General features: G+C 27.7%; 17 protein-coding genes. 15 read left to right on the forward strand and 2 right to left on the reverse strand.

The features are described 5' to 3' along the window. Positions 1-21: 21 nt before the first annotated feature. The 5 genes from ASKIR_RS02070 to ASKIR_RS02090 are packed head-to-tail and all read left to right on the forward strand — an operon-like array spanning position 22 to position 3,500. Positions 22-813 carry a P-loop NTPase family protein gene (locus ASKIR_RS02070; RefSeq protein WP_066162456.1) on the forward strand — a complete coding sequence of 264 codons (792 nt, stop codon included), beginning with the start codon at positions 22-24 and terminating at the stop codon, positions 811-813. Further along, positions 810-1,058: a hypothetical protein gene (locus ASKIR_RS02075; protein WP_066162453.1), complete on the forward strand. Its 249-nt coding sequence runs from the start codon at positions 810-812 to the stop codon at positions 1,056-1,058. The genes ASKIR_RS02070 and ASKIR_RS02075 overlap by 4 nt, the downstream gene beginning before the upstream one ends. A 22-nt stretch (positions 1,059-1,080) precedes the next feature. Continuing rightward, complete coding sequence (gene ubiE / locus ASKIR_RS02080) at positions 1,081-1,791, forward strand: bifunctional demethylmenaquinone methyltransferase/2-methoxy-6-polyprenyl-1,4-benzoquinol methylase UbiE (protein WP_066352454.1); 711 nt, start codon at positions 1,081-1,083, stop codon at positions 1,789-1,791. Next, positions 1,791-2,981: an exodeoxyribonuclease VII large subunit gene (gene xseA, locus ASKIR_RS02085; protein WP_066352453.1), complete on the forward strand. Its 1,191-nt coding sequence runs from the start codon at positions 1,791-1,793 to the stop codon at positions 2,979-2,981. Before ubiE ends, xseA begins: the two co-directional genes overlap by 1 nt. Before the next feature lie 39 nt (positions 2,982-3,020). Continuing rightward, positions 3,021-3,500, forward strand: coding sequence for a chemotaxis protein CheW (locus ASKIR_RS02090; RefSeq protein ID WP_066162443.1), 480 nt, complete (start codon positions 3,021-3,023; stop codon positions 3,498-3,500). Positions 3,501-3,508: 8 nt separating this feature from the next. Here ASKIR_RS02090 and ASKIR_RS02095 read toward each other — a convergent pair whose 3' ends face one another. Next, positions 3,509-4,039: a peptidylprolyl isomerase gene (locus ASKIR_RS02095; RefSeq protein ID WP_066352450.1), complete on the reverse strand. Its 531-nt coding sequence runs from the start codon at positions 4,037-4,039 to the stop codon at positions 3,509-3,511. A gap of 79 nt (positions 4,040-4,118) precedes the next feature. Here ASKIR_RS02095 and panD point away from each other — a divergent pair, with 79 nt between their 5' ends. The 5 genes from panD (at position 4,119) to groL (ending at position 7,717) form a co-directional block, all read left to right on the forward strand. Continuing rightward, a complete protein-coding gene (gene panD / locus ASKIR_RS02100) occupies positions 4,119-4,502 on the forward strand; it encodes an aspartate 1-decarboxylase (protein WP_066352447.1) in 384 nt (127 codons plus the stop codon). Then, complete coding sequence (locus tag ASKIR_RS02105) at positions 4,495-4,824, forward strand: YbaB/EbfC family nucleoid-associated protein (RefSeq protein ID WP_066162435.1); 330 nt, start codon at positions 4,495-4,497, stop codon at positions 4,822-4,824. The genes panD and ASKIR_RS02105 overlap by 8 nt, the downstream gene beginning before the upstream one ends. Beyond that, a complete protein-coding gene (locus ASKIR_RS02110; protein ID WP_066352445.1) occupies positions 4,825-5,697 on the forward strand; it encodes a polyprenyl synthetase family protein in 873 nt (290 codons plus the stop codon). A gap of 123 nt (positions 5,698-5,820) precedes the next feature. Further along, positions 5,821-6,078 (forward strand): co-chaperone GroES, encoded by a 258-nt coding sequence (gene groES / locus ASKIR_RS02115; protein ID WP_066352439.1) that lies wholly within the window; start codon positions 5,821-5,823, stop codon positions 6,076-6,078. Between the two features lies 1 nt (position 6,079). Next, positions 6,080-7,717, forward strand: coding sequence for a chaperonin GroEL (groL, locus tag ASKIR_RS02120; protein WP_066352437.1), 1,638 nt, complete (start codon positions 6,080-6,082; stop codon positions 7,715-7,717). 47 nt (positions 7,718-7,764) lie between these two features. Here groL and ASKIR_RS02125 read toward each other — a convergent pair whose 3' ends face one another. Beyond that, positions 7,765-8,334 carry a YkgJ family cysteine cluster protein gene (locus ASKIR_RS02125; RefSeq protein ID WP_066352436.1) on the reverse strand — a complete coding sequence of 190 codons (570 nt, stop codon included), beginning with the start codon at positions 8,332-8,334 and terminating at the stop codon, positions 7,765-7,767. A gap of 52 nt (positions 8,335-8,386) precedes the next feature. Between ASKIR_RS02125 and ASKIR_RS02130 the strand changes: the two genes are divergently transcribed. From ASKIR_RS02130 to ASKIR_RS02150, 5 genes are all read left to right on the forward strand, one after another. After that, positions 8,387-9,058, forward strand: a complete 672-nt coding sequence (locus ASKIR_RS02130) for a response regulator transcription factor (RefSeq protein WP_066162419.1) — start codon at positions 8,387-8,389, stop codon at positions 9,056-9,058. Further along, a complete protein-coding gene (locus tag ASKIR_RS02135) occupies positions 9,055-10,857 on the forward strand; it encodes a sensor histidine kinase (protein ID WP_066352433.1) in 1,803 nt (600 codons plus the stop codon). Before ASKIR_RS02130 ends, ASKIR_RS02135 begins: the two co-directional genes overlap by 4 nt. Positions 10,858-11,053: 196 nt before the next feature. Further along, positions 11,054-11,827 carry an inositol monophosphatase family protein gene (locus ASKIR_RS02140; RefSeq protein ID WP_066352431.1) on the forward strand — a complete coding sequence of 258 codons (774 nt, stop codon included), beginning with the start codon at positions 11,054-11,056 and terminating at the stop codon, positions 11,825-11,827. A 50-nt stretch (positions 11,828-11,877) separates the two neighbouring features. After that, positions 11,878-13,680, forward strand: a complete 1,803-nt coding sequence (glmS, locus tag ASKIR_RS02145) for a glutamine--fructose-6-phosphate transaminase (isomerizing) (RefSeq protein WP_066352429.1) — start codon at positions 11,878-11,880, stop codon at positions 13,678-13,680. Then, a complete protein-coding gene (locus ASKIR_RS02150) occupies positions 13,681-15,432 on the forward strand; it encodes a Na/Pi cotransporter family protein (protein WP_066352426.1) in 1,752 nt (583 codons plus the stop codon). The last annotated feature ends 221 nt before the right edge of the window (positions 15,433-15,653 follow it).

Here is a 15,653-nt window from a genome sequence, read left to right on the forward strand (position 1 = left end):
TATTACAAAAGGATAAATAAGATGATTATAATTCCACAAACAAAAGGTGGTGTAGGAAAATCTACTGTTGCTATGCAGGTAATTGCTCCATATTTGTATAAAAAACATGGCAAAAAGATAACTTATATTGAAATAGATGATGAGAATAACGATTCAAGATCTTTTACAAGAACTGAAATAGTAGAAAAAAGAATGCTAGGAACTAATAGAATCAATGAACTTGATGAGTTGATTTTAATGGATGATAATCATCAAGTTATAGTTGATGTTGGTGGAAATAAGACTTCAGCACTAGTTCTTGATGAGATAAAAAAAGTTGGAAGCTTTGGAAATGTTAAGTGGATTATACCCTTAGGTGATGGCGAACTTGATGGAAAAAATGCAATTGCAACTATGAAAAAAATTAGAAAAATAGAGAAAAATCCAGAAGAGAATATTATATTTGCTCTTACACGAGCTATATCTATGCATGAGGATTATTATAGTGAGCAGTTTATAAACTTCTTTGGGCACAAATATCTTGACTCAAACTCAGTGATTTGTGATTTTGTAAAAGATCCAAAATATTTTCCAGTTCAAAATGACAAAATTATTACTATGAGTAGATACTTAGGAAGTACAGTTTGGGAGATGGCTTACAATAATACAGATTTTGCTAAAAAAGCTATTGAGGCAAAAGAGTTAGGTGATGTTGAGAGTGCTAGAAAGTATCTATTTTTTAGAAGAATTCAAACTGAAGCAAAAGATTATGTGCTTAATACTTTAAACAAAATTTTTTGTGATTTAGATAGATGGATAGAGATTAAAAAATGAGTGAAATGAGCTTTAAACAAGCAAAAGAGCTAGTTGAGAGAATGGAGTTTAGCGAACTTGCAATAAAAAAAGCAGTTGATAATTTAGATAAAGCTTCAATCAACTTTGAAGCTAGTTTAAAAGTTCAAGAGGAGATAGTAAATAGAATTCCTTATGTTGATAAGAAGCTATCAATTATGAAAATTGCAGTTTCATTAAACATAGGTTTAATTTTGGGTATTTTTATTGGAAAATATCTAATATAAAATATAAAAAGAGGATAATATTTTGGAAAAACAAGAAAAAATAGTATCAATGTTTAATAACATTGCACCAACTTATGATAAAGCAAATAGAGTTATGTCAATGGGAATTGATAAAAGTTGGAGAGATAAAGCTTGTAATAAAACTTTTGAACTTTATGGAAAACAAGAGATTGAAAAGATTGTTGATGTTGCTTGTGGAACAGGTGATATGATAATTTTTTGGAAACAAAATGCAGCTAAAAAAAATATTACTTTAAAAAATATTGTTGGAATAGATCCAAGTGTTGGTATGATGGAGTTTGGTAAAAAGAAGCTTCCAGAAGTTGAGTTTATAGAGGCATTTGCTACAAAAATGCCACTAGAAAATGAGAGTGCTGATATAGTATCAATATCTTATGGAATTAGAAATGTTGTTCAAAGACAAGAGGCTTTTGTAGAGTTTGCAAGAGTTTTAAAAAAGGGTGGATTAGTTGTAATTAGTGAGTTTACTAAGAATAAAAAAGAGAGTTTGCTTGATCATCTAACAGCATTTTATATGGATAAGATTTTACCTGTTATTGGTGGATTAATATCTAAAAATAAAGAGGCTTATAGATACTTACCAGACTCTATTGATGAGTTTTTAACAACAGAAAATTTACAAAAAGAGTTAAAACAAGCTGGATTAGAGCCTATTTATACAAAAGCTTTCTCTATGAAAATTTCAACACTAATAATTGCTAAAAAAGTTTAATGAATCCTATTAGTGTAACTACTTTAAATACTCAAATAAAATCTCTACTAGAGACTACTTTTATGCAAGTTCTAGTAGAGGGAGAGATTTCAAATTTAGTAAATCATAGCTCTGGACACATATATTTTTCAATTAAAGATGATAGCTCAACGATATCTTGTGTTATGTTTAAAGGAAATACAAAATATCTAAAATTTCAACTTGAAAATGGATTAAAAGTTGTAATTACTGCAAATATAACAGTTTTTGTTCCAAGAGGAAACTATCAACTTCTTTGTACAAAAATTGAGCCAAGTGGAATTGGAAGTTTGGCTTTAGCTTATGAGCAACTAAAAACAAAGCTTCAAGCAAAAGGTTATTTTGAGCAAAGTATTAAAAAAGCTTTGCCAAAATATCCAAAAAAAATAGCAATTGTTACAAGTGCTACTGGAGCTGCTATTGAAGATATGAAAAAAGTTGCAAGTGTTAGATGGAATTTAGTTGAGTTAATACTTATTCCCACTCTTGTTCAAGGAAATGGAAGTATTGAAGATATAGCAAAAAATATAAAATTTGCTGATAGTTTAAATTGTGATATTATGATTGTTGGAAGAGGTGGTGGAAGTATTGAAGATTTATGGTCTTTTAATAGTGAACTTGTTGCCAATGCAATTTATGAAGCAAAAACACCAATAATTTCAGCTGTTGGACATGAAATAGATTATTTAATAAGCGATTTTGTAGCAGATTTTAGAGCTGCAACTCCATCAAATGCAATAGAGATTGCACTTCCTGATACAAATGAGCATCTTTTATATATTGATAGTTTAGTAAATGATTTAAAATCAAAATTAAAAAACACTCTTCAAAGAAAAGAGCAAGAGTTAATAAATTTAAAATCTTTGTTTAAACAAAACTCAATAGAGTCAAAACTAACATTTTTTGATGCACAAATTAAGCTTTTGGAAGATAGTTTTAAAAGAACTTTAACTTCAAGATTAGATATTTTCTCAAATATCTTAGATAATTTAAAGCAATCTTTTTTAATGAATAATCCAGAAAAAAAAGATAAAATAGGTTTTGTTCAACTCTCTAAAGATAATAAAATTGTCTCTTTGGATGATTTAAAAATTGATGACAATATAGAACTTCAAACAGCTAAAACAAAAGCAATAGCAAAAATTATTAGTTTAAGTGAACAAAAAGTATAATATTGCAATTTTGCAAAAATATTTAAACAAGGATAGAAGATGGAAAACAAGAACTCAAGAGAAAAAAGTAGCTCAAATGTTACTGAGTTTATGACATTTGAATTAGGAAAAATGAAATATGCTATTGAACTTCCAAAAATAAAAGAGATTTTAACTTATCCTGATCATATTACAACTTTACCAAATACATCTGATTGGGTAAAAGGTTTGATTAATTCAAGAGGGGAAGTTGTTCCAATTTTAGATATTAGAATTAAATTTAACACAGGTCCTATTGTATATGATGTAAATACATCTATTATTATTGTAATCACTGAAGATAAAAGAATGGTTGGAATTGTTGTAGATTTGGTTGATGATACACAAAAAATTGATACAAGTATGCTTGCGCCTGTTGCTGAAATGGGTTCTGCTATTCCTTCTAAATATTTAAAAGGTTATGTTAGAGTAGAAGATCATCAAATGCTTGTTATTATGGATATTGAAAGAGTTGTTAGCAAAGAAGAGTTAGAAGATTAATATCTTCTTTACTCCTCTATTTTTATACTATTTATTTTAACATCACTAATAGGTTTATCTCCACCATATCTTCCATTTGTTTTTACATTTTCAATACTTCTTACAACATCAAAACCATCAACTACATATCCAAATATTGTGTGGTAACCATTTAACCAATAAGTTGCAGTTGTTGTTATGAAAAATTGACTTCCATTTGTATTTGGACCTCTATTTGCCATAGCTAAAATAAAAGGTTTATCAAAGATAGCTTTTGATGAAAACTCATCTTCAAAATCTTTTTTCCAAATAGATTCTCCACCAGTTCCAGTTCCTGTTGGATCTCCCCCTTGAATCATAAAATTTTTTATAACTCTATGAAAAATTTGATTATTGTAGTAACCATTTTTTGAGTGAGTTACAAAGTTTTCAACTGCTTTTGGAGCAAGTTGTGGTTTTAATTCAACTTTGATTATTCCCATATTTGTATCTATTATTGCAATAGGATCTTTTGCAAATAAAATTGTACAAAGTAAAGATATTAATAAAACTTTTTTCACTTTATTCCTTTAATAAGATTTTTTAGAAATTTAGTATAATATATAAGCTTTGAAAATTAGATGAAAAGGATTAAATGATATGACATTTGAGATGTTATACAGTAAGATTCATAGAGCAACTGTAAGCGATGCAAATTTAAATTATGTTGGTTCAATTACTATTGATGAAGAGCTTATGCAAGCTAGTAATCTAAGAGTTGGTCAAAAAGTTGATGTTGTAAATATTAATAATGGTGAGAGATTTCAAACTTATGTAATCAAAGGTGAGTTTGGAAAAAGAGATATGTGTCTAAATGGAGCAGCTGCTAGAAAAGTATCTGTTGGAGATAAGATAATTGTAATAGCTTATGCAACATATAGCCAAGAAGAGTTAAAAAATTATAAACCAACTGTTGTGCTAGTAGATGATAAAAATAGTATTGAACTTATTACAAATGATTTAGTAGGTGGTAACTATGTTTGATGGTATTGATTTAAAAAATCTAAATCTTGGAGATATGATAAATAAATTCCAAGATATGGCAAAAGAGCAAGAAGCAAAAAATGCACAAAATCTATTTACTGCAAAAGCAGGTGGTGGAATGGTTGAAATTTCAATCAATGGTAATTCTGAAGTTGTTGATTTAAAAATTGATGACTCACTTCTTGAAGATAAAGACTCTTTGCAAATACTTTTAATCTCTTGTATGAATGATATTATAAAACAAAGCGAAGAGAATAAAAAAAGAGTGGCTATGAATTTGATGGGTAATTTAGGTGGATTAGGAAATTTAGGTCAAAAATAGATGAAAGATTTATTAAATAAATTTGAAGATTATCTTCTATCTAACCTCCCAACTATAAAAAGTTTTCATCCACACTTTGAAGAGGCTATGGGTGAAATGTTAAAAGCTGGTGGAAAAAGATTTCGACCAATGCTTCTTTTAAGTGTTGTAAACTCAAAAAAACCACTTTTAGTTGATAATAGTTTAAAAGTGGCACTTGCTGTTGAGTTTTTACATACATACTCACTAATTCACGATGATTTACCTTCAATGGATAATGCAAGTTTGCGAAGAGGATTTCAAACTCTTCATATAAAATATGATGAGGTAACTGCTATATTAGTTGGAGATGCTTTAAATAGTGAAGCTTTTAATCTAATAGCAAATGCTTCACTTCACAATGATATAAAAATTGAGTTAATAAAACTTTTAGGACATAATGGTGGCTTAAATGGTATGATAATTGGTCAAGCAATAGATTGTTTTTTTGAAAAACAAAAAATAGAGCTTGAAAAATTAGAGTTTTTACATATAAATAAGACTGCTAAATTAATAGCAGCATCTCTTAAAATGGGCGCAATAATTGCCTCATATAGTGAGCAAACTCAAGATGAGTTATATGATTTTGGAATAGATTTAGGACTTTTGTTTCAAATTCAAGATGATATTATAGATGAGCTTGAAAGTAGTGAAGTTGCTGGTAAAACTACACAAAATGATAGTTTTAAAAACTCTTTTGTAAATCTTTTAGGGCTTAAAGAGGCTATGAATAGTGCTGATAAATTGGCAGATAAGTGTTTTCAAAACCTAAATAACTTTGATAAAAATCTACAAGATTCTCTTTTAGAACTTTTAACAAACTATATAAATAGACACAAAAAATACAACTCTTAGTTAAATTGACTAAAGGTTTATTGACAAAAAAGAAAAAATTGTATAAAATTTGGCACTTAAAACTAGTAAGTGCTAAGTTTTAAGCTAATAATAAAATTTAAATCATATATAAAAGGAAAGAAAATGAATTTTAAACCACTAGGTGAAAGAGTTCTAGTTGAGAGAACTGAGGTTGAGAACAAAACTGCAAGTGGGATAATTATTCCTGATAATGCAAAAGAGAAACCTCAAACTGCAAAAGTAGTTGCTATTGGAAGCAAAGTTGAAGATGTAAAAGTTGGAGATGTAGTTGTGTTTGAACAATATAGAGGAACTGAAATTAAACTAGAAGGTAAAGATTATCTAGTATTAAATATTGAAAATATTATAGGAGTTATGTAAGATGGCAAAAGAGATTATATTTAGTGATAATGCAAGAAATAGACTGTTCGCTGGAGTTGAAAAACTAGCAGATGCTGTAAAAGTTACGATGGGTCCAAGAGGAAGAAATGTTTTACTACAAAAATCTTTTGGAGCTCCTACAATTACAAAAGATGGTGTAAGTGTTGCAAGAGAGATTGAACTTGCTGATACTTTAGAAAATATGGGAGCTCAACTTGTAAAAGAGGTTGCAAGTAAGACTGCTGATGAGGCTGGAGATGGAACAACAACAGCAACTGTTTTAGCTCACTCAATTTTCAAAGAGGGTCTTAGAAATGTAACAGCAGGAGCAAACCCAATCTCTTTAAAAAGAGGAATGGACAAAGCTTGTGAAGCTATTTTAGTAGAGCTTAAAAAATCTTCAAAAGTTGTTGCAAATAAAACAGAAATAGAGCAAGTTGCAACAATTTCAGCAAACTCAGATAGTGCAATTGGAAAAATGATTGCTGAAGCTATGGAAAAAGTTGGAAAAGATGGTGTTATTACTGTTGAAGAAGCAAAAGGAATTTCGGATGAGCTAGATGTTGTAGAGGGAATGCAGTTTGATAGAGGATATTTAAGTCCATATTTTGTTACAAATCCTGAAAAAATGACAACAGAGTTTAATAATCCATTTATTCTACTATATGATAAAAAAATCTCTTCACTAAAAGAGCTTTTACCAATACTAGAAGGTGTAAATAAAGCAGGACGTCCACTTTTAATTATTGCTGAAGATGTTGATGGTGAAGCATTAGCAACTTTAGTTGTAAATAGATTAAGAGGTGCATTACAAATTGCTGCTGTTAAAGCTCCAGGATTTGGTGATAGAAGAAAAGCTATGCTTGAAGATATTGCTGTGTTAACAGGTGCAACTGTTGTATCTGAAGAGATGGGAATGAAACTTGAAACTACAGATTTAAGTGCACTTGGAACTGCTTCAAAAATTGTAATTGATAAAGATAATACAACTATTGTTGATGGAAGTGGAAGTAAAGATGCAGTTCTTGCAAGAGTAAACCAAATTAAAGCAGAGATTGCAAATACAACAAGCGATTATGATAGAGAAAAACTTCAAGAGAGACTTGCAAAATTAAGTGGTGGAGTTGCTGTAATTAAAGTTGGAGCTGCAACAGAGACTGAAATGAAAGAGAAAAAAGATAGAGTTGATGATGCTTTAAGTGCAACAAGAGCTGCTGTTGAAGAGGGAATTGTAATTGGTGGAGGAGCTGCATTAATTAGAGCAGCTGCTAAAGTAAAACTTGATCTTTGTGGTGATGAGCAAATCGGAGCTGCTATTGTTTTAAGAGCTATTAAAGCACCATTAAAACAGATTGCTTTAAATGCTGGATATGATGCTGGAGTTGTTGCAAATGAGGTTGAAAAATCTTCAAATGAGAACTTAGGATTTAATGCTGCAAGCGGTGAGTATGTAGATATGTTTGAGGCTGGAATTGTAGATCCTGCAAAAGTTGAAAGAATTGCAATGCAAAATGCTGTTTCAGTAGCATCACTACTTTTAACAACAGAAGCAACTGTTACAGATATTAAAGAAGATAAACCTAGCATGCCTGATATGAGCGGTATGGGTGGAATGGGCGGAATGCCTGGAATGATGTAATCATCAAATAATAGTTTTTAAAGAGAGTGAATTTTCACTCTCTTTTTTTATTTATAGAAACTATAATTTTTAAGATTTTCAAGGGAAAGTTTGTGAAAATCTAAATATTTTGAACTCTCTTTTCCAATATATTTAAAAAATCTCATATTTTTTATAAAAAGTAACTCTTCAAAATCATCAATTTTTAGATTATCAAACTCAAAGTGAGTATCTAAGTAGCTTTTTTGATAATTTGAAAAAAAATCAACTTCTATATCTAAACTATTTGTTCCTTTAAAAACTTCAGGACAAGAGCTATCTGTATAAATTGAGTTATCAAGATTTGGACTTAATGGATAGATTTTACAAACACTAGGTCTTTTTTCGTAAATTGAGCAGAGATTATCTTTTAGATAAGGGCATGAATCATAACCATTTGATATTAAGATAATAGGTTTTATAAAACCTTTAGAACCAAAAATAAATAGTATTGGAAAGTTTTGATAAAGAACTTCAAACTCTTCTTTTAGTATTTGTGAAAATAATGAACCAAAAGCTCCTTTGCAACATCTAGCTTCACAATTTTTACAATCACCAAAATCTACTACACTATCTTCTATTTTTATAAAATTTTTCATAAAAGATTTTATCTATTTTGTCTTTAAATATATTGTTGGATAGAATACTAGAATGAAAATTTTAATTATAGAAGATGATATTCAATTAAATACTACTATTACTAATTTTTTAAAATATAAAGGTTATGAAGTTGACTCTTTAGAAGATGGTAAAGAGGCGCTTGATTATATTGATAAAAATTTTTATGATTTATATATTTTAGATATTAATATTCCAAAAGTTTCTGGTCTAGAGATATTAAAATATATAAGAACTAAAGATATAAAAAGTGCTATTATAATAATAACAGCATCTTTAGAGTTAGATAATATTAAAACAGCTTATAAAAATGGTTGTGATGAGTATATAAAAAAACCATTTTATCTTGAAGAGTTAGAGATAAAAATTGATAAAATTTATGGAAAAATTGAAGATAATAATATTATTAAAATATCTAAAAATATATCTTATAATCTTATTTCAGAAGAGCTTACAATAGATTCAAAACTTGTTAGAATTAGAAGAAAAGAGAGAAGACTTTTAACTATTTTGCTTAAAAATCTGAATAAAACAGTACCAACAGAGATTTTAGAAAATTATGTTTGGGAGAATGATATAAAAGATATTTATCCTTTAAGACAGCTTGTAAATGGATTGAGAAAATATTTTAATAGTGATGAGAAATTTATTTTCTCACAAACGGGTGTTGGATATAGATTTGAGATAAAAAAAGATTTAAAATGAAATTAAGATATCAACTATATATTTTTATACTATTTTTATCAGCAATTTTGTTTTTTGTTTTAACTATAAATTATATCTCTTATAAAAATCAATATGATGAGGATTTAAAAAGATTTGTAAATAGTGAAGTAAGACTTCATAAAAAAGCTATATCAAACTCTATTTTAAATAGAAGTATTGAGTTTAATGATGCAGGAGATCTTTTTCTTAATATTGCAAATGATGCTTTAACTTTATTAAAAAAAGATAACAGTAGAGATTTAGATGAGCTAAAGCTTTTTTTGAAAAAAAAGTACAATTTACAAAATTATGATTTTGAACTATATTTAATAGATAGATCTTATGTGATTTATAAAACAACTGATTTAAAAGATTTAAATTTGGATTTAACAAATATAAGCGATGCTAAAGCTCTTATGAATAAGAGTTTAGATGGAAATATATATTTTTCTAAGTTTATAAATAGTGACCCAATAAATTTAGAGTATAGATTATATGCTTATGCTTCACTATCTAAAGATAAGTTTTTGGAATTATCTTTTATAAATACTCAAATTAAAAATAGTTCAATCTCTTTTGTTGTTGAAAATCTTCAATCAAATAATAGTGTAAGAGTATATAGAGTTTTTAAAAATAAAGATGGCTACTCATACTATAATTTATTAAAAAAATTAGAAGATGAGACAAAAAAAAGTTTGTATGACTCTTTAGATATTATTGAAAATAGTAATATTTCAAGCTCTGCAATTGTAAATTCAGCCATAAACTTTGCACATACTCAAAATTTAGAATCTAATCTTTTAACTATAACAGCCCCAATATTTGATAAAAATATGTTTCAATTTTTAGGTTTTGAAAATGTTGTTATGGAGCTTGAAATTGATTTAAGTAATAGAGTTGAGTTTTTAAAAGATATAAAAAATCTCTATATAGGTTCACTTTTTGTAATTGTTTTTATACTTTTTCTAATTTTTATATTTGTTCAAAATAGATTTACAAAACCAATAGAGACTATTTTAAAAAGTATTAAAGAGTCTAAAAAAGTAGAAGAGGAGTTATTAACTTACAATAATGAGTTATCAAAAATTGCAAAAAAATACAATGTTTTATATGATAAATTTACAAATGAGTTGGAACAAAATAGTAATCTTTTAAGAGAGAATAAAAAATTTATTGCAGATACAGTACATCAAATCAGAACTCCTTTGACAAATATTTTAATGAATAGTGAGATGATAAAAAAGTTTCAAAAAGATAGTAGTATGAATACATTTATTGAGCAAATTGATGCATCTATAAATATGCTTTCAAACTCTTATGAAGATTTATCATATCTTTTAACTTCGGATACAATCTCATATAAACCTAAAAAAGTAGATTTAAAAGCTTCATTAATTGAGAGAATAAATTTCTTTTCAACAATTAGTAAAGTAAATTTTAAAAAAATTCAAGCACAAATTGATAAATCTATTTATGTTTATATAAATGATATAGAGCTTGAAAGAATTATAGATAATAACTTATCAAATGCTATAAAATATGGTTATAAAGATAAGAGAGTAGATGTAGTTTTATTAGAAAATGAAAAAGAGGCTATTTTAGAGTTTAGAAGTTTTGGGAATGAGATAAAAAATAAAGATATTATATTTAATAAAAATCATCGAGAAGATGAAGCGAAAAGAGGTCTTGGTTTAGGTCTTTTTATGGTTAGCAATATATGTATTAAAAATAGTATTAGATATGATGTTTATTATAAAAAAGGACAAAATATATTTAGATATATTTTTAAAAAAATTTAAATATTTTAAAAATCTTACATTTTTCTTACATTTCTTTTATATAATATCCGCCACACAGGAGAAATTATCTATATAAATAGTTTTCGGGGAATATTTTATATCAATTTTTTAAGCATCTCAATTTTTGGGATGCTTTTTTATTTATTGGCAAAAAAAATATTTTGGATATAATAGACCAAAAATTTTTAGGAATATTATGGAAAAGCGACTTGTAAAAATTATAAAAGAGGCTGGAAAAATACTAAAAGATGGTTACTATTCAAAAAAAGATGTAAACTTTAAAGCTAAAAAAGATTTAGTTACAAAATATGATTTGGCAGTTGAAGAGTTTTTAAAAAAAGAGTTTAATAAATATTTTAAAGAGTTTAATATTATTGCTGAAGAGTCAGATAATAGCTTAGTTGAATTTGGTAGTTCAATTATAATAGACCCAATAGATGGAACAACAAATTTTGTAAATAAAGTACCTCATACTGCAATTTCAGTTGGAGTTTATAAAGATAAAAAACCTTATATTGGAGTTGTTTATAATCCTATTTTAGATGAGTTATATTTTGCTAAAAATAAAAAAGGTGCATTTTTAAATGGTAAAAAAATTAAAGTTAGTATTGAAGATGATTTACAAAAATCACTTCTAGCTACAGGATTTCCATATAGTAGTGGTGAGAATACAAAAGATTTAAAAGATGTGATAAAAAAAATTGAGAATATCTTACCAGAGTGTCAAGATTTAAGAAGACTTGGAAGTGCATCTATTGATTTATGTATGGTTGCAAAAGGTGTTTATGAGGGTTATTATGAGATGAATTTAAAACCTTGGGATGTTAGTGCTGGGATTATAATTTTAAGTGAAGCTGGTGGAACTGTTTCAAATATTGCTGGGACAACTTATGATATGTTTAAGGATAAATATATAGTTGCAACAAATGGAAAAATTCACGATAGGCTTTTAAGCAAACTAGATATTTAGCTACTTTTGGCTAAAATCTTATATTTTTAAAAATGATTTAAGGATTTTTTATGTGTGGAATAGTTGGTTATATAGGAAAGTATGATACTTGTAAAATTTTATTGGATGGATTAAAAGAGTTAGAGTATAGAGGTTATGATAGTGCTGGAATTGCTGTTTTAAATGATAATGGAATTGATGTTTTTAAAGCAGTTGGTAAACTTGTAAATCTTGAAGATAAAGTTAATGAGAGTAAAAAAGATAGATATAACCTTGGAATTGGACATACTAGATGGGCAACTCATGGTAAGCCAACAGAAGTAAATGCTCATCCTCATTTGGGGCAATACTCTTATGTTGTTCATAATGGAATTATAGAAAACTACAAAGAGTTAAAAGAGGAGCTTATATCTTTGGGACATAAATTTGTATCTCAAACAGATACAGAGGTTATTGTTCATCTTTTTGAGCACTACAACAATAAATTAAAAGATCCAAAAAAATCGTTTCAAGAGACTATAAAAAGGCTTGAAGGAGCATATGCTATTTTATTAATCACAAAAGATGAGCCTGAGAAAATATTTTTTTATAAACTTGGAAGTCCAATGATTGTTGGGCATGGAATAGAAAAAGATGAAGTTTTATTTGCATCTTCTGATTCTGCACTTATAGGATTTGCAAGTGATGTTGTATATCTTGATGATAAAGTTGGAGGAGTTGCTTCAAAAAATGGAATAGAGTTTTTTTGTAAAAATGTTGTTTGGTCAAAACTTCCTACATCAAAACAGTTTGCTCAAAAAGATGGTTTTAGATATTTTATGGAAAAAGAGATTTATGAACAAAGTGTTGTTGTAAGTGATTGTATGTTAGGTCGTGTGAAAGATAATGAGATAAATTTTGATGAGATAGACTCAAAAATATTAGATGGTATAAATGAGATTAAAATTTGTGCTTGTGGAACTTCATATCATGCAGGACTTACATCTTCATATCTTTTTGAAAGAGTTTCAAAAATAAAATGTAGTGTTGAAGTTGCAAGTGAATTTAGGTATAAAGATCCACTTTTAACAAAAGATACACTTTTTGTTGTAGTTTCTCAAAGTGGTGAGACAGCAGATACTTTGGAAGCTTTAAAAATGGCAAAAAAAGCTGGACTTAAAACATTGGTTGTTTGTAATGTTGATAACTCTTCAATGACAAGAGTTGCAGATTTTACAATTTTAACAAGAGCTGGAATAGAAAAAGGAGTAGCTTCAACTAAAGCATTCTCTACTCAAACAGTTGTTTTATGGATGTTAAGTCTATATTTTGCTCAAATTAGAAAAACAATATCAAAAGATAAGCTTGAAAATGAGGTTAATACTTTAAGAGAGGTTCCAAAATCTTTAAAAGTTCATGAAAATATTCATGAAAAAGCAAAAAGATTATCAAAAAGATATCTTCATGGTCATGGATTTTTCTTTATAGGAAGAGATGTATTCTATCCTTTGGCTCTTGAGGGTGCATTAAAACTTAAAGAGATCTCATATCTACACGCTGAGGGTTATGCAGCTGGTGAGATGAAACATGGACCAATTGCTCTTGCAGATCCTGAACTATTTACAATTGCACTTATGCCAAAAAATATGTTATATGACAAAATAAAATCAAATGTTGAAGAGCTAAGTGCAAGAGATAGTACAATTTGTGCAATATCTTCACAAGATTTTGAACTAGCAGATGATTTTATAAAAATAGATGATTGTGAACACTATATGCTTGAGTTCTTTGAGATGTTAATTGTTCTTCAACTTTTATCTATGGAGATATCAATAAGACTTAAAAATGATGTAGATATGCCAAGAAACCTTGCAAAATCAGTAACAGTTGAGTAGATGAAAAAATATCTCTCCTACATACTTCTAATCTCATTGGCATATTTGCTTTATGTAAATGAGGACTCTAAGTATATAGTTGCTGGAGTTGCCGTTTTTATAATTGGTATGCAATTTATGGAGGATGGATTTAAATTTTTTAGTGGTGGAATTTTAGAAAAACTAATAGCAAATAGCACAAATACAAACTCAAAAGCCATCTTTTTGGGAATAACTGCAACCGCAATTTTACAAAGCTCATCTTTAATTGCAATTATTGTAATCTCATTTTTATCTGCAAAAATCATCTCACTTGCAGGTGCACTAGGAGTTGTATTTGGATCAGCAGTTGGAACAACTGCTACAACTTGGATTGTCTCAACACTTGGTGTTAAGATTGATATAGCTGCTTTTGCTCTTCCTATGATAATTTTTGGTGTAATTTTTAGATTTTATAAAAATAGAAATTTTCAAGGATTTGGAAATATTCTTTTAGGTCTTGGATTTATCTTTTTGGGTATTGGATATATGAAAGATGGATTTGAGGATTTAAAACAAGGAATAAATTTAGCTCAATTTGCAATTGATGGATATGCTGGAATTATAGTTTATACTCTTATTGGAGCTGTTGCAACAGTTATTATTCAATCAAGTAGTGCAACAATGGCACTAACTGTAACAGCTTTGGTAACGGGTCAAATTGTATATATAAATGCTATGGCAATAGCAGTTGGAGCAAATATAGGAACAGCAACAACTGCAGCTTTAGGAGCTATAGTTTCAAATGCAAATAGCAAAAGAATGGCAGTTGGATTGTTTATATTTAAAGGAATCACCGCTGTTATTACTTTAGCCTCTTTATATCTTATGATTGATTTTGTTGATTATATATCAAAATATTTGGGAATAAAAAGTGATGACTGGGCTATGAAATTAGCAGTTTTTCATACTTTATTTAATTTAGTTGGTCTTTTGATTTTCTCATTTTTTATTCCAAAGCTGGTAATTTTTCTTAAAAAACTATTTGTTGAAGAGAAAGAGAGCTATATTACTAAACCAAAATTTCTTGATATGGAAGTAGTTGCAGTACCATTTGCAGCGCTGAAAGCTACAAGAAAAGAGACTATTCATTTATATGATAATGCAAGTGAAGTTTTAAGTCACGCAATTATGCTTCATAGACATAGATATTTAGGGAAAAAAGATATTGATAAAATTGTAAAAGAGTCATCTGATATTATTGATTTAAATATAGATGAGTTTTATGAAAGTAGAATAAAATCTTTATATAGTGATATTATAGATTACTCTACATATTTTATAAGTGAGCTTGATGATGAAAAAAAACTATATTTGAATGATTTAAGAAATGCTTGTAGAGATATAGCTGAATCTGTAAAAAATACAAAAGAGCTTCAAAAAAATGTAAGAAAGTATATATCAAGTAATAATAGCTATATAAAAGATGAATATAACTTTATTAGAGAAGCAATAGCAAAGAGTATAAACACTATAAATGAGATGAAAAATAGTAAAGATGATATAGATGTTTTATCAAAATCAGAGCTATTAAAAGAGTATTTAAAAGGGTTAGATGTAATAGCAACTAGAAGAATTGATATATTAATTAGAGAGAAAAGAATTGATAAAAAGATGGCAACAAGTCTTTTAAATGATAGTTATCATGCTAATTTAATAATTAGTCGATTAATAAGCGTATCAAAAGTTTTATGGATTCAAGATTTAACTATTAAAGAGTTAGGAGAAGATTAAAGTTAAAAGATGAGCTAAATATATTAAAGAATTTTAGAAAACAGTTAAAAGAAAAAAGTAGATAAAAGAAATATTTAGCTAAAATTCTAAACTTTTTGCTATTTGTAGCAAATCGAACTCTTTAAATTTTTATTTTAATTCTTATAAAAGACAAAATGGAAAACAAAAGATGGAAAACAACTCAAGCAAAGCTTGTGGAAAACAAAGGATGGAAAACAAAA

The organism is Aliarcobacter skirrowii CCUG 10374 (assembly GCF_003544835.1).
GTDB lineage: Bacteria > Campylobacterota > Campylobacteria > Campylobacterales > Arcobacteraceae > Aliarcobacter > Aliarcobacter skirrowii.

Bases quoted from the DNA above. Each gene is read 5' to 3' on its own strand.
- ASKIR_RS02070 (WP_066162456.1), top strand. From the start codon at position 22: ATGATTATAATTCCACAAACAAAAGGTGGTGTAGGAAAATCTACTGTT.
- ASKIR_RS02075 (WP_066162453.1), top strand. From the start codon at position 810: ATGAGTGAAATGAGCTTTAAACAAGCAAAAGAGCTAGTTGAGAGAATG.
- xseA (WP_066352453.1), top strand. From the start codon at position 1,791: ATGAATCCTATTAGTGTAACTACTTTAAATACTCAAATAAAATCTCTA.
- ASKIR_RS02090 (WP_066162443.1), top strand. From the start codon at position 3,021: ATGGAAAACAAGAACTCAAGAGAAAAAAGTAGCTCAAATGTTACTGAG.
- panD (WP_066352447.1), top strand. From the start codon at position 4,119: ATGACATTTGAGATGTTATACAGTAAGATTCATAGAGCAACTGTAAGC.
- ASKIR_RS02105 (WP_066162435.1), top strand. From the start codon at position 4,495: ATGTTTGATGGTATTGATTTAAAAAATCTAAATCTTGGAGATATGATA.
- ASKIR_RS02110 (WP_066352445.1), top strand. From the start codon at position 4,825: ATGAAAGATTTATTAAATAAATTTGAAGATTATCTTCTATCTAACCTC.
- groES (WP_066352439.1), top strand. From the start codon at position 5,821: ATGAATTTTAAACCACTAGGTGAAAGAGTTCTAGTTGAGAGAACTGAG.
- groL (WP_066352437.1), top strand. From the start codon at position 6,080: ATGGCAAAAGAGATTATATTTAGTGATAATGCAAGAAATAGACTGTTC.
- ASKIR_RS02125 (WP_066352436.1), bottom strand. From the start codon at position 8,334: ATGAAAAATTTTATAAAAATAGAAGATAGTGTAGTAGATTTTGGTGAT.
- ASKIR_RS02130 (WP_066162419.1), top strand. From the start codon at position 8,387: ATGAAAATTTTAATTATAGAAGATGATATTCAATTAAATACTACTATT.
- ASKIR_RS02135 (WP_066352433.1), top strand. From the start codon at position 9,055: ATGAAATTAAGATATCAACTATATATTTTTATACTATTTTTATCAGCA.
- ASKIR_RS02140 (WP_066352431.1), top strand. From the start codon at position 11,054: ATGGAAAAGCGACTTGTAAAAATTATAAAAGAGGCTGGAAAAATACTA.
- glmS (WP_066352429.1), top strand. From the start codon at position 11,878: ATGTGTGGAATAGTTGGTTATATAGGAAAGTATGATACTTGTAAAATT.
- ASKIR_RS02150 (WP_066352426.1), top strand. From the start codon at position 13,681: ATGAAAAAATATCTCTCCTACATACTTCTAATCTCATTGGCATATTTG.